13 protein-coding genes and 1 pseudogene are annotated in these 13,054 nt (G+C 63.3%); 8 read left to right on the top strand and 6 right to left on the bottom strand.

What is annotated here, in order from left to right; genetic code table 11:
- Positions 1-893 (bottom strand): SLC13 family permease (locus GPS82_RS10215; RefSeq protein ID WP_296494189.1); only part of this gene is annotated, 893 nt, incomplete at its 3' end.
- A gap of 59 nt (positions 894-952) precedes the next feature.
- On the opposite strand from GPS82_RS10215, the gene GPS82_RS10220 reads away from it, so the two are divergent.
- On the top strand, positions 953-1,177 hold the full coding sequence (locus tag GPS82_RS10220; RefSeq protein ID WP_296494191.1) for a hypothetical protein: 225 nt from the start codon (positions 953-955) through the stop codon (positions 1,175-1,177).
- Here the strand turns inward: GPS82_RS10220 and GPS82_RS10225 are convergent.
- Positions 1,159-2,106: a LysR family transcriptional regulator gene (locus GPS82_RS10225; RefSeq protein ID WP_296494194.1), complete on the bottom strand. Its 948-nt coding sequence runs from the start codon at positions 2,104-2,106 to the stop codon at positions 1,159-1,161. The genes GPS82_RS10220 and GPS82_RS10225 overlap by 19 nt on opposite strands.
- A 97-nt stretch (positions 2,107-2,203) precedes the next feature.
- Between GPS82_RS10225 and GPS82_RS10230 the strand changes: the two genes are divergently transcribed.
- Together GPS82_RS10230 and GPS82_RS10235 are read left to right on the top strand one after the other, a co-directional pair.
- Positions 2,204-3,565, top strand: coding sequence for an aspartate aminotransferase family protein (locus GPS82_RS10230; RefSeq protein ID WP_296494196.1), 1,362 nt, complete (start codon positions 2,204-2,206; stop codon positions 3,563-3,565).
- 58 nt (positions 3,566-3,623) lie between these two features.
- On the top strand, positions 3,624-5,129 hold the full coding sequence (locus GPS82_RS10235; RefSeq protein WP_296494199.1) for a CoA-acylating methylmalonate-semialdehyde dehydrogenase: 1,506 nt from the start codon (positions 3,624-3,626) through the stop codon (positions 5,127-5,129).
- Between the two features lie 11 nt (positions 5,130-5,140).
- Here the strand turns inward: GPS82_RS10235 and GPS82_RS10240 are convergent, their stop codons facing one another.
- Positions 5,141-5,575 (bottom strand): YbaN family protein, encoded by a 435-nt coding sequence (locus GPS82_RS10240; protein WP_296494201.1) that lies wholly within the window; start codon positions 5,573-5,575, stop codon positions 5,141-5,143.
- A gap of 63 nt (positions 5,576-5,638) precedes the next feature.
- On the opposite strand from GPS82_RS10240, the gene ald reads away from it, so the two are divergent.
- On the top strand, positions 5,639-6,754 hold the full coding sequence (gene ald / locus GPS82_RS10245) for an alanine dehydrogenase (protein ID WP_296494205.1): 1,116 nt from the start codon (positions 5,639-5,641) through the stop codon (positions 6,752-6,754).
- Positions 6,755-6,797: 43 nt separating this feature from the next.
- Positions 6,798-8,774 carry an ATP-binding cassette domain-containing protein gene (locus tag GPS82_RS10250; protein ID WP_296494207.1) on the top strand — a complete coding sequence of 659 codons (1,977 nt, stop codon included), beginning with the start codon at positions 6,798-6,800 and terminating at the stop codon, positions 8,772-8,774.
- Positions 8,775-8,784: 10 nt separating this feature from the next.
- On the opposite strand, the gene GPS82_RS10255 is transcribed toward GPS82_RS10250, so the two are convergent.
- Together GPS82_RS10255 and GPS82_RS10260 are read right to left on the bottom strand one after the other, a co-directional pair.
- Positions 8,785-9,273, bottom strand: coding sequence for a MarR family winged helix-turn-helix transcriptional regulator (locus tag GPS82_RS10255; RefSeq protein ID WP_296494210.1), 489 nt, complete (start codon positions 9,271-9,273; stop codon positions 8,785-8,787).
- A gap of 67 nt (positions 9,274-9,340) precedes the next feature.
- Positions 9,341-10,093, bottom strand: a complete 753-nt coding sequence (locus tag GPS82_RS10260) for a dihydrodipicolinate reductase C-terminal domain-containing protein (protein ID WP_296494213.1) — start codon at positions 10,091-10,093, stop codon at positions 9,341-9,343.
- A 155-nt stretch (positions 10,094-10,248) separates the two neighbouring features.
- Between GPS82_RS10260 and GPS82_RS10265 the strand changes: the two genes are divergently transcribed.
- The 3 genes from GPS82_RS10265 to hemG all read left to right on the top strand — a co-directional run bounded on the left by GPS82_RS10265 (position 10,249) and on the right by hemG (position 12,879).
- Positions 10,249-11,583: a chloride channel protein gene (locus GPS82_RS10265; RefSeq protein WP_296494215.1), complete on the top strand. Its 1,335-nt coding sequence runs from the start codon at positions 10,249-10,251 to the stop codon at positions 11,581-11,583.
- A 212-nt stretch (positions 11,584-11,795) separates the two neighbouring features.
- Positions 11,796-12,314: a flavin reductase family protein gene (locus GPS82_RS10270; RefSeq protein WP_296494218.1), complete on the top strand. Its 519-nt coding sequence runs from the start codon at positions 11,796-11,798 to the stop codon at positions 12,312-12,314.
- A 16-nt stretch (positions 12,315-12,330) separates the two neighbouring features.
- Entirely contained in the window at positions 12,331-12,879 is a 549-nt protein-coding gene (hemG, locus tag GPS82_RS10275) for a menaquinone-dependent protoporphyrinogen IX dehydrogenase (RefSeq protein ID WP_296494220.1), read from the top strand.
- Here the strand turns inward: hemG and GPS82_RS10280 are convergent.
- A pseudogene (locus GPS82_RS10280) lies at positions 12,869-13,054 on the bottom strand (polyisoprenoid-binding protein); the annotation flags it as partial. The gene hemG and the pseudogene GPS82_RS10280 sit on opposite strands and share 11 nt — an antisense overlap.

A 13,054-nucleotide genomic window follows, 5' to 3' on the forward strand; every position in this document is an offset into this window, starting at 1 on the left:
TTGACCACAAACAGGCCGATAAACAGCACTAGCAATTGCCAGTCAATGAAACCCATGACGTCCGACGAGTGCAGGCGCCGGCTCAGCAGTAGCACACCCGCGCCCACCAGCGCAGCCACCTCGCGCGGCCAGTCGGTAAACAAGAAAACCAGCATCAGTGCCGCCGCCACCGCCAGCCCCTTGGCCGTTTGCCAGGCATCAAACGCGGGGGCTTGCAGCGGGCCATAACCCTCGGGTAGCTCGACAGGCATCGCCCCCGGTGCGGCGCCTGGTTTTTCCCGGCCAGGCACCCACACCAGCCAGGCCCACAGCAGCAGCAGGCTCAACACCACCGGCGGCAGGGCCTGGCGCACATAGGCGCCAAAGGGCAACTGCAGCACCGAGCCGATCAGCATGTTTTGCGGGTTGCCGATCAGGGTGGCCGCCGAACCAATGTTGGCGGCGCAGGCCAGCCCCAGCAAAAAAGGCACCGGGTTGAGGCGCCGCTGCAGGCACAGTTGTGCTACCACCGGTGTCATGGCCAGGCAGATGATGTCGTTGGAGAACACCGACGACAAGGCGCCTGCTACAAAAATGAGGGCGCCCAGCAGGGCGTTGCGCCCCAGCGGCAGCGCGGCCACTTGGCGTGTGACGGCGGTGTAAAAGCCGCCCAGCCGCATTTGCGCCGACACCACCATGAACGAAAACAGCAGCAGCATGGTGGGCAAGTCCACGGCGCTTGCCGCCTGCCCGGTGCTCATGGCACCCAGGCCGATCACGCCAATGGCGCCCAGCAGCGCCACCCCCGCGCGGTCGAGTTTGAGGCGCGGCAGGCCGCCCAATATCATGCCGACATAAACGGTGACAAAAATGGCCACAATGCCCCAGTCGATCAGGCTGTGCTCAGGTGTCATGGGGTGTATTGGGCAGTCCGTAGAATTGCGTCCAACTTTAACCTTTTTATACCCGCACCATGACTTCAAAACACCTGCAACGTGGCGCCGTGAATGGCGCCACGGTCACCATGCTGATCGCTGCGCTGCTGCTGGGCGGCTTGCTCGTGTCGTCCGCCGCCTCGGGTTATGAGTTGCCTTTCTGGCCGGCGATGGCCGTGATAGCCGTCAACGTGGTGGCAGCGGGGCGCCTGGCCTGGACCGTGATCCAGGCGAAAAAGCAGCGTCAAGCGGGTAAGCAGTAAGGCTGGTGCGCCTTTTTCAGGGCGGCCTGAAACGCCTGAGTCACGCGCGCCGGCTGCGGTGAGGTCCGCACGATGCTGAAAAAGCTGCACTGGTAGGTAAACAGCCCGGGCTGCACCGCGTGCATGCGGCCCTGGCGCACAAAACTCTCGGCGTAGTGGTCGGGCAAGAAGCCCAAAAAGCAGCCCGACAAAATCAGCGTGGCAATCGACTCCTGGTCATAGCCGGTGGCAGCCCGGCTGAGCTTGACCTGCTGCGTTAGTTCCATATTGGGCGAGTGGTAGCCGAGGCCGGCAAAAGCGTAAGCCTGCAGCGCATCCCAGCTTTGCGGCTCGTGCGTTGCCTGCGTTGCAAACAAGGGGTGATCGGCACTGGCATAAAGGAACATGGTCTCGCTAAACAGTTCGTCATAGGTCAGCACGGCCGAACTGCGGTGGCCGGGGATGATGCCAACCTGAAACTGGCCGTCGAGCACGCCGCGCTCAATGCTGTTGAGCGGCGCCACATGCAGGTGCAGGCGCACATCCGGGGCTTGTGCCGCAAACAACTGGATGGCGGTGCCAATGTGCGCCTGTGGATTGCTGGCGGTCTTGTCGAAGACGGCAATGTGCAGCTCGCCGCCCATGCGCTGGTGAATCTCGTCGACGCGGCTGCGAAAGTCATCAACCCCGGCCAGCAGGCGCAGGGTTTCGGCATAAATCTGCTCGCCCTCTGGCGTCAGGGCAAACCCGGCGCGGCCGCGCCGGCACAGGCTCAAGCCCAGGCGTGTTTCCAGGTCCTTGACATGGCGGCTCACCGTGGAGGTGCCAATGTTGAGCTCAAGCTCGGCCGCGGCCATGCCGCCGCAGTCCACCACGGTCTTGAACACGCGCAGCAGGCGGATGTCCATATCGCTCAACTGCCCCAGCGGAGCACGCGTTTTTACTTGCATAAATTAGCAACCAAGTTGTGATACTTCAACATTTATAAGAGTAACAGATGAGCCCACAATGCGCGGTTATTGTCTCATTGCGAACCAGGAGAACCCCATGAACATGACCGATGCCCAAGTCTTGAACCGCCCGCGCACCGACGCCGCCTGGCTTGATGCGCACTGGATGCCCTACACCGGCAACCGCGACTTCAAGGCCCATCCGCGCATGATGGCCTCGGCCAGCGGCTGCTACTACACTGACCTCGACGGCCGCAAGATTTTTGACGGCTTGTCGGGCCTGTGGACCTGTGGACTGGGCCATGGCCGACAAGAAATTGTCGATGCGGCGGCCAGGCAGTTGGCCAGCCTGGACTATTCGCCCGCCTTTCAGTTTGGCCACCCGCTGTCGTTTGCGCTGGCCAACAAGCTGAAAGAACTCACACCCGCCGGGCTTGACTATGTGTTCTTCACCGGCTCCGGGTCGGAGTCGGCCGACACCTCGCTCAAGATGGCGCGGGCCTATTGGCGCGCCAAAGGGCAGGCCAGCAAAAGCCTGCTGATAGGTCGCGAAAAAGGCTACCACGGCGTCAACTTTGGCGGCATCTCGGTGGGCGGCATTGGCGCCAACCGCAAGGCCTTTGGCCAGGGCATTGCCGCCGACCATCTGCCGCACACCCAGCCGCCTGCGGGCGTGTTCCACCGCGGCATGCCGCCGGCTGACGGCCCGCATGGCGTGGTGCTGGCCGAGGACCTGCTCAAGCTGATTACGCTGCACGATGCCAGCAACATTGCCGCCGTCATCATCGAGCCGATGTCGGGTTCGGCCGGTGTGGTGGTGCCGCCGGTGGGTTATCTGCAGCGCATCCGTGAGATTTGCACCTCCCACAACATCCTGCTGATCTTTGATGAAGTCATCACCGGCTTTGGCCGCATGGGTGCCTACACCGGCGCCGAGGCTTTTGGCGTGACGCCCGACATCATGAACGTGGCCAAACAGATCACCAACGGCGCGCAGCCGCTGGGCGCGGTGCTGGCCAGCAAGGACATTTACGACACCTTCATGGCGCAGGGTGGCCCCGACTACATGCTCGAATTCGCTCACGGCTACACCTACTCGGCGCACCCGGTGCCCTGTGCGGTAGGGCTGGCGGTGCTTGACATTCTGGAGCGCGAAGCCATGGTGGATCGTGTCAAAAGCTTAAGCCCGTACTTTGAGAACGCGGTGCACAGCCTGCAAGGGGCCAAACATGTGACCGGCATCCGCAACTATGGTCTGGCGGCCGGCTTCACCATTGACGCGCTGCCGGGGGAACCCGCCAAGCGTCCGTACCAGATCGCCCAGGCCATGCTGGCCAAAGGTTTCTATGTGCGCTACGGCGGCGACACCATCCAGTTGGCCCCGCCCTTCATTTCAACGCCTGCGCAGATCGACAGCCTGGTCAATGCCCTGGGTGAAACCATCAACCAAACTGCCTGATGTGGGGTGGTCATTGCGAGCGTAGCGCGGCAATCCATTTTTTAGAGTCAATCAACTTATGCAAAACCTTCCGCAAATCCAACACCTGATCGACGGCCAGCTGGTCAACGGCGGCGCACGCCAGGCCGACGTCTTCAACCCCGCCACCGGTCAGGCCGAAAAGCGCGTGCTGCTGGCCGACAAGCTCACGGTGGCGCAGGCCGTTGCCAGCGCCCATGCGGCTTTTCCGGCCTGGCGCAACACGCCGCCGCTCAAGCGTGCCCGCGTCATGAGCAAGCTCAAGGTGCTGCTCGAAGAAAATGCCGACGCCATTTGCGCGCTGGTCACTGCCGAGCACGGCAAGGTGCTGGGCGACTCGATGGGCGAGTTGCAGCGCGGCATTGAAAACGTCGAATACGCCAGTTACGCGCCCGAGCTGCTCAAGGGCGAGCACAGCCGGAATGTCGGCCCGGCCATCGATTCCTGGAGCGAGTTCCAGGCGCTGGGCGTGACCGCCGGCATCACCCCGTTCAACTTTCCGGTGATGGTGCCGCTGTGGATGTGGCCGATGGCCGTGGCTTGCGGCAACACGTTTATTTTGAAGCCGTCCGAGCGCGACCCGTCCAGCGCCCTGATGGTCGCCGAGCTGGCGCTGCAGGCCGGCCTGCCGCCGGGCGTGCTCAACGTGGTGCATGGCGACAAGGAGGCGGTGGATGCCTTGCTGACCGACCCGCGCGTCAAGGCCGTGAGTTTTGTTGGCTCCACGCCGATTGCCGAATACATCTACGCCACCGGCTGCGCCCACGGCAAACGGGTGCAGGCGCTGGGCGGCGCCAAAAACCACGCCGTGGTCATGCCCGATGCCGACATCCCCAACGCGGTGAATGCCCTGATGGGCGCAGCGTATGGCTCGTGCGGCGAGCGCTGCATGGCAATTCCGCTGGTGGTGGCGGTGGGTGATGCCACCGCCGACGCGGTGGTGGCCGGCCTCAAGGCCGAGATCGCCAAGATGAAGGTCGGCCCCGGCACCGAGTCGAGTTGCGACATGGGGCCGCTGGTGACCAAGGCGCATTTCGATAAGGTCAGGGGCTATGTTGACCAGGGTGTGAAAGAGGGCGCCACGCTGGTGGTCGACGGCCGGGGTGTCAGCGTGCCCGGTTATGAAGGCGGCTACTTTTTGGGCGCCTGCCTGTTTGACAACGTCAAGCCCGGCATGGTGACCTACCAGGAAGAAATCTTTGGCCCGGTGCTGGGCGTGGTGCGTGTCAAGACGCTGCAGGAGGCGATGGACATGATCGATGCCCATGAGTACGGCAATGGCACCTGCATCTTCACCCGCGACGGCGAATCCGCCCGCTACTTCAGTGACCACATCCAGGTCGGCATGGTCGGCATCAATGTGGCGCTGCCGGTGCCGGTGGCCTACCATTCGTTTGGCGGCTGGAAGCGCAGCCTGTTTGGCGACCTGAGCGCCTACGGCCCCGATGCCGTGCGCTTTTACACCAAGCGCAAGACCATCACCCAGCGCTGGCCGAGTGCCGGCGTGCGCGAGGGGGCGGTGTTCAGTTTTCCGAGCAGCCGCTGAGGGACGGTTGATCAGCGCCTGTCACTTGTGGGCAGGCGCCACATCCAGAGCGCCACCAGCGCGCAGCAGGCGCCGGGGACCCAGCCGATGTGGGGCGGCATGAACCACCAGGCGATGCCGGAACTGATCGCCATCATGGTCCAGGCGAATTGCTTGGCGCGCAGGGGCACGGCGTGCTGGTTGCGCCAGTCCCGCACCATCGGGCCAAAGCGCGGGTGCGCCAGCAGCCACTGCTCGTAGCGCGCGCTGCCCTGGGAATAACAATAGGCGGCCAGCAGCACAAACGGCGTGGTCGGCAGCAAGGGCAACACCACGCCAATAATGCCCAAGGCAAGGCTCAAGGTGCCGCAGATCAGCCAGACCCAGCGCAGCCAACGGGGGCGCGAGGGTGGCGCGGGGGCAACGGGTGGCAGGGTGGATGACAAAATTTGATGGGATGTGTTCAAACAGGCGGTCATTGTCAGTCGGTTTGGCGCACACTTTGGTTTTTCGATTTACAGGAGATTGCCATGCTGATCGGGCTGCCCAAGGAAATCAAGAATCACGAATACCGTGTCGGTCTGACGCCGGCCAGCGTGCGCGAACTCTGCGCGCACGGTCACCAGGTGCTGGTGCAAACCGGCGCGGGTGCCGCCATCGGCCTGAGCGACGAGCAGTATTTGGCCGCCGGCGCCACGCTGGCCCCGGATGCGGCGCAGGTGTTTGCCGCCGCCGGGATGATCGTCAAGGTCAAGGAGCCCCAGCCCCATGAGTGCGCCATGCTGCGCCCGGGCCAGATTTTGTACACCTACCTGCACCTGGCGCCTGACCCGGAACAAACGGCGGCGCTGGTCAAATCCGGTGCGGTGTGTATTGCCTACGAGACCATCACCGGCCCCGGCGGCGGCCTGCCGCTGCTGGCGCCGATGAGCGAGGTGGCGGGTCGCATGGCGGTGCAGGCCGGCGCCGCGCACCTGGAAAAATCCAAGGGCGGCATGGGTGTGCTGCTCGGCGGCGTGCCCGGTGTGCCGGCCGCGCATGTGGTGATTCTGGGGGCCGGTGTGGTCGGCACGCACGCGCTGCAAATGGCCGTAGGCATGGGCGCCCGGGTGACGGTGCTCGACAAAAACATGGACCGGCTGCGCCAGCTTGACCTGATTTTTGGCAACCGCATTCACACGATGTTCTCCAACGCGCAGAGCGTCGAAGACGCCGTGATTGACGCCGACCTGGTGATCGGTGGCGTGTTGATTCCCGGCGCCGCCGCGCCCAAGCTGGTCACGCGCAGCATGATCTCGCGCATGAAAAAAGGCGCCGTCGTGGTGGACGTGGCGATTGACCAGGGCGGCTGTTTTGAGACCTCGCACGCCACCACCCACGCCGAGCCCACCTACTTGGTCGACGGCGTGGTGCATTACTGCGTGGCCAACATGCCCGGCGCCGTGGCGCGCACCAGCACCTTTGCCCTCAACAACGCCACCATCGGCCATGCCGTGGCGCTTGCCGACAAGGGCTGGCAGCGGGCGCTCAAGGATGACCCGGATTTGAAGAGTGGCCTGAACGTGGCGCTCGGCCAAGTCACCTATGAGGCGGTGGCCAGCGCGCTGGGCTACGCCTATGTGACGGCGGATTCATTGCTGGATTGAGCCGGCCTGATGGGCGCGCAGGGCAGGGGATAATGCGCGCCACATGGCACTTATCACACTCCTTGACGGACAACTGGCTTTCGGACACGTTCCGCTGCTGGACCACACCACCTTTTCCCTGGAAACGCAGGAGCGCGTCGGCCTGATCGGCCGCAACGGCGCGGGCAAATCCTCGCTGCTCAAGATTCTGGGCGGGCTGGAAAAGCCCGACGACGGCACCCTGCAGGTGCAGGGCAATACCCGCATTTCCTATGTGGCGCAGGAGCCGCAGCTTGATTCTGATGCCACTGTGTTCGAGTCGGTGAGCGCCGGCCTGGCCCGGGTGCGCGACCTGATTGACGAGTATTCGCAGGGCCATGGCGACCTCGACGCGATGCAAAGCGAAATCGAATCACTGGATGGCTGGAACTGGGAGCAGCGCGTGGGCGAAACCCTGCACCGCCTGCACCTGGACGCCGACGCGCGCATCAGCACGCTGTCCGGCGGGAACAAAAAACGCGTGGCACTGGCGCAGGCGCTGGTGGCGGCGCCCGACGTGCTGCTGCTGGACGAACCCACCAACCATCTGGACCTGGACAGCATCGAATGGCTGGAAGGGCTGCTGTGCGACTTCAAGGGCAGCATCGTGACCGTGACGCACGACCGCTCGTTTCTGGACAATGTGGCGACCCGCATTGTTGAGCTGGACCGGGGCAAGCTGCTGAGCTATCCCGGCAACTTTGCCGCTTACCTGGTTCAAAAAGAAGAGCAGACGGCGCAGGAGGCGGTCATCAACGCGCGCGCCGACAAGCTGCTGGCGCAAGAGGAAGTGTGGATACGCCGCGGCGTCGAGGCCCGGCGCACCAAGGCGCAGGGCCGCATCAACCAGTTGGCCGTGCTGCGCGCCAACCGCGAAGCGCGGCGCGAGGCGCTGGGCAGCGTCAAGCTCGACGTGGCCAGCGGAGCCGTGAGCGGCAAGCTGGTGGCCGAACTCACCCATGTGAGCAAGAGTTTTGGCGAGCGCAAAATTGTGGATGACTTCTCCACCGTCATCCTGCGCGGTGACAAGGTCGGCCTGCTCGGGCCTAATGGCGCCGGCAAGACCACGCTACTCAAATTGATTCTGGGTGAACTAAAAGCTGACCCCGCCCCCGCCAACGCGCCCAAGCCGGGCCCCGGCGAGAGCGCCTGGGGCACGGTGCGCCAGGGCGCCAATATCACCGTGGCCTACTTTGACCAGATGCGCAATGCGCTGGACCTGGATGCCACGCTAGAAGACTTCATCAGCCCGGGCAGCGAGTGGATCGAAATTGGCAACCGGCGTCAGCATGTCAAAAGTTATCTGGGTGATTTTCTGTTCTCGCCGGCGCGCGCCAACTCGCCGGTGCGGTCTTTGAGTGGTGGCGAGCGCAACCGGCTGCTGCTGGCGCGCCTGTTTGCCCGGCCCGCCAACGTGCTGGTGCTCGACGAGCCCACCAACGACCTCGACATCGACACGCTGGAGCTGCTCGAGGAGCTGCTGCAAAACTTCGAGGGCACCGTGTTTTTGGTAAGCCACGACCGCACTTTTCTTGACAACGTGGTCACCAGCACCATTGCCTACGAGGGCGATGCGCGGTGGCGCGAGTATGAGGGCGGCGTGACCGACTGGCTGACGCAAAGCAAGCGCGCCAACGAGATTGCCAAAAGCAAGGGCCAAAAAGGTGCGCAGCCGTTTCACTACGAGCGCGATTCGGCCGCCAAGGCGCAAGCGGCGGCATCAGGCAGCCCGGCTGCGCCTGTGGCATCGGCTGCACCGAGTGCCGCCCCCGCGAAAACCCGCAAGCTCAGTTTCAAGGAGCAGCGTGAGTTGGATACCTTGCCGGAGCTGATTGCGGCGCTGGAGGCCGAGCAGAAAGAGATTGCCGAATTGCTGGCCGACGGCAGCCTGTACGCCATTGACAACGCCCGCGCCCTGAAACTGGCCACTCGCAGCGCGCAGATCGATGATGAGTTGATGACTGCGCTGGAGCGCTGGGAGCTTCTGGGAACGCCCGGCTGAGCTTGCCGCGCTACAACTGCGCCAGCGGTATATTGCCAGCGGTCTCATCGGCTTTGAGCAGCGCGATCAGTTCGGCCAGATCCTGATCCAGTCGTTGCAGGGTTTGCGGATTTAACTCATCAAGCGCTGCCGGCAGAACCCCTTCAAACGGCCCCGGCACCTTGGCCAGCAAGGTCAGCGCCTCGGGCGTGGTGTGCAGGTGCACGTGGCGTTTGTCCTGGGCGTTTTTGTCCATGCGGATCAGTTCCTTGTGATGCAGGGCCCGCACCAGGTTGCTGGCGGTGGACTGGTGCACATCCATGGCTTTGGCCAGTTCACCCATGCCAATGCCGGGCTGGTCGCGAATCACACTCAGTGCCCAGACCTGCGCCCCACCCAAGCCGACCTGTTTTTCAATTTGTCTGAAATGGCTGCGTATGGCGTTGAAAACCACCCGAAAACGACGCAAAACCTGGCTGGATTTGGCTGACTGGCTGTTGGGTGAATGGGTGCGCGGCATAAAAAACCTTGGGGCAAATACATTAGCCCGGAATCATAGAGCCGAATCGGCCAGCGTGCCGCAACTTTCAGTGACCAGATGTGTTCGCCAACTCCTTTTGCACCATGAGCATCATCAGGTCCTCGAAGGTGTAGAAACCGTTGCCACACTTGGCCAGTTCGGCCAGTGCAAACGCGGCGCCGGTACCAAAGGCGCGGCGCTCGATCGAGTTGTGAATCAGGCGCACGGTCTGGTACGGGAAGCCAAAGATCACTTCGTGGTGCCCGACAATGCCACCCAGGCGCAGCGAGGTGATGTGGTCCTCGTTCACGTCTATGGTTTGGGCAATTTTGCGCGCCGTGCCAGAGACCTCGGGCTTGTCCCGAAAGTGCTGCTCGACAATTTCCACATCGGCGAACGGCGCGATCTTGCGCAACAGGCGCGCCGCCATCATCAAAAAGTTGATGCCCACCGTGATGTTGGGTGAACACAGCACGCGGGCGTCCGCTGCCAGGGTGTGGGCGTAAGCCAGGTCGGTGTCGCTGTAGGCCGAGATGGCGCTGACCAGCATGAGCCCGCGCGCGCGCACCTGTTCGCCGTACAGGTGCAGGCTCTCGGGGCGGGAAAAGTCCACCAGCGCGTCCACTGGGTGGGTGTCCAGCCATTGGCCCCATTCATCGGGCGTGGTCAAGCCAACCACGGGCACGTCCATGCCCGGGGCGGTTTCTGTGGCGGCCGAGCGGCGCGCGATCCAGCACAGTTCATAGCGCGGGTCCTCCTGCAGCACTTGCGCCACCGCTTGACCCGCCTTGCCGAAACCCACCAAACCGACTTTGATCATGACATTTCTCCTTGCGGTTGACTGTGGCACCTGTCCAACACGGCGGCCCACTTGGGGGCATTATGCTTAAATACGTTTGCCACAATGTACTTTGCCCGCACAATCCGTGCTGATTTGCCCTCTCCCAACGCCTGCCGCCCCGCCCCATGAAGCCCATGAATTCAGATGTCAACAGTGACGAAATCCTGAATGCCATCCACAAAGAGGTGATTGACTGGCGTGCCTGGACCGGGCGTGTGCTGGTGATGGTTTTTGCCGCCCTGGCCGGCCTGACCGTGGTGGCGTTCACCTGGATGACCGAGCTGGCGTTTGGCGCCTTTGAGCATGTGCAAAAGCTCTACTGGTGGTCGCCGCTGCTCTGGACGCCCCTGTGCACCGCGGCCATTGTCTGGGTCATGCGCCGCTATGCCATGGGCAGCGCGGGCTCGGGAATTCCGCAGGTGATGGCGGCACTCGATGGCAGCGTCTCACCGGCCAACCGCAGCCTGTTTGTGTCGCTCAAGCTCAGCTTCGCCAAAATGGCGCTGGCCACCTGGGGCTTGTTGGCCGGGCTGTCACTGGGGCGCGAGGGGCCGTCGGTGCAAATTGCCGCCGGCGTCATGCACCATGCCCGGCGCTGGCTGCCCGACAAATCGCAGGTGTCCGAGCACGGCCTGATGATGGCGGGCGGCGCCGCCGGCATTGCCGCGGCTTTCAATACGCCGCTGGGCGGTGTCATGTTTGCCATTGAAGAGCTGTCGCGCAAGCCCGAGCAGCGCTCCAGCGGCTTGCTGCTGGCGGCCATCGTGCTGAGCGGCCTGATGGCGGTGTCGGTCTACGGCAACTCGACTTACTTTGGGGTGATTCGGGTGCAAAACCTGAGCATGGCGCTGCTGCTGCCAGGACTGCTGGTGGCGGTGCTCAGCGGCCTGGCGGGCGGCTTGTTTGCCCGGGTGCTGCTGGTGTCCATCCGGGGCGAGTCAGGTGACCGCTTCAGCCGCTGGCGCAAGCGCAGCCCGGTGGCCTTTGCCGCCGCCTGCGGGTTGACCATCGCCATCATCGGGCTGGCCAGCCATGGCAACACCTTTGGCACCGGCTACGCCCACAGCCGTGCCATGCTCGAGGGCAATGACGACACCTCGCCGTTTTACGTGCTGCTCAAGTTCATGGCCACCTGGATCACCGCCTGGGCCGGCGTGCCCGGCGGCATCTTTGCGCCCGCGCTGTCCATTGGTGGCGCCCTGGGCAATGACGTGGCGCAGTTGATTGGCTATGCCAACGCGCCAACCCTGATCGCATTGGGCATGGTGGGTTTTCTGGCGGCCGTCACGCAGGCCCCGCTGACCTCGTTCATCATCGTGATGGAAATGGTGGCCGGCCATCAATTGGTGCTGAGCCTGATGGCCACGGCGGTGGTGGCCAGCGGCGTGTCGCGCCTGCTGTGTGTGCCGCTGTACAGCGCGCTGGCGCAATTGCAGTTGCAGCGCTTGCCCAAAGCCGACCAGGCATAAAAAAAGGAGCCCCGAAGGGCTCCAAACTCGCTTGCTGTTCTGATGGTTACAAAAGAACTGCCAAGACAGTATATTTGCGCAAATTGAATTCGATTTAAGGGAATACCCTTGCGTTGCCCCATTCTCATGGCGACAGGTGAATGGTTCAGATTTTGACGCGGTATTGCCCGCCGGTGCGCCGTGTTGATGGGATATCGGTTAAATTGCGGGCAATGTTTTTGAAATCCCAGGGCTTGAGCGCCCGCCCCCCCCTTTTTTCCAGCACCGAGTTCCGCACTGCCCTGGGCATGTTCGCCACCGGAGTCACCATCGTCACGGCGCGCGCGCCTGACGGCCATCTGGTGGGCCTGACCGCCAACTCTTTCAATTCGGTGTCGCTCACGCCGCCTTTGGTGCTGTGGAGTCTGTCGCAGGCCGCCAGTTCAATGGAGGCCTTTCGCAAGGGCTCGCATTACGCCATCAACATCCTGGCGGCCGACCAGCAGGCGCTGGCAACCCGCTTTGCCACCCGCGGCGTGGACCGTTTTGCCGATGTCGAATTTGTCGAGGGTGCCTGCGGCGCGCCCTTGCTGGCGGGTGCGGTGGCCACCTTTGAGTGCTTCAACCGCAGCCGCTATACCGAGGGCGACCATGTGATCTTTGTTGGCGAAGTGGAGCACTGCGCGCACCGCGATGGCATCTCGCCGCTGCTGTACCACGGCGGCAAGTTTTACACTGAACACCCCCTGTAACACTGGTAGGCCTGTCATGACGCAACCCGCTGCTGAACGCATATTGATCGCCTACGCCACCACCGACGGCCACACCGCGCTGATTTGCGAGCGGCTCAGGCGCGTCATGCAGGGTTTGGGCCGGCAGGTGACGGTGGCGCTGCTGGCCAACGCCGACGCGCTGGATTTGTCCGGCTTTGACCGCGTGGTGATCGGTGCCAGCATCCGCTACGGCCATCACCAGCCGATCGTGGCCGAGTTCATCGGCCGGCATCAGGCCTTGCTTGAGAGTCGCCCGAGTGCCTTCTTTACCGTCAATATCGTGGCGCGCAAGCCCAATAAAAATCGGCCCGAGACCAACCCCTATCTGCAGAAGTTCATGAAGACGGTGCGCTGGCAGCCCCGCCTGCTGGGCGTTTTTGCGGGCAAGCTGGACTACCCGAGTTATGGATTTTTTGACCGGCAGATGATCCGCCTCATCATGCTGGTCACCAAAGGCCCCACCGACCCCACCGCGGTGGTGGAGTTCACCGACTGGGCGCAGGTGGAGGCCTTTGGGCGGGACGTCTGCGCGCTTACTGCTTGACGGCCTCGACCTGGATCAGCAGGCGGACGTTCTTGGGAAAACCCCAGTCAATGCCGTAGTTCATGCCGAACAGGGTGCGGTCGATGGTGGTCTCGAAGTCGCCACCGCACACTTCGCGCTTGAGCATCGGGCTGTCATAGCAGTTGAAGTTGGTGGCCTTGAGCGTGACCGGGTG

This window comes from Rhodoferax sp. (assembly GCF_011391645.1).
Taxonomy (GTDB): domain Bacteria; phylum Pseudomonadota; class Gammaproteobacteria; order Burkholderiales; family Burkholderiaceae_C; genus Rhodoferax.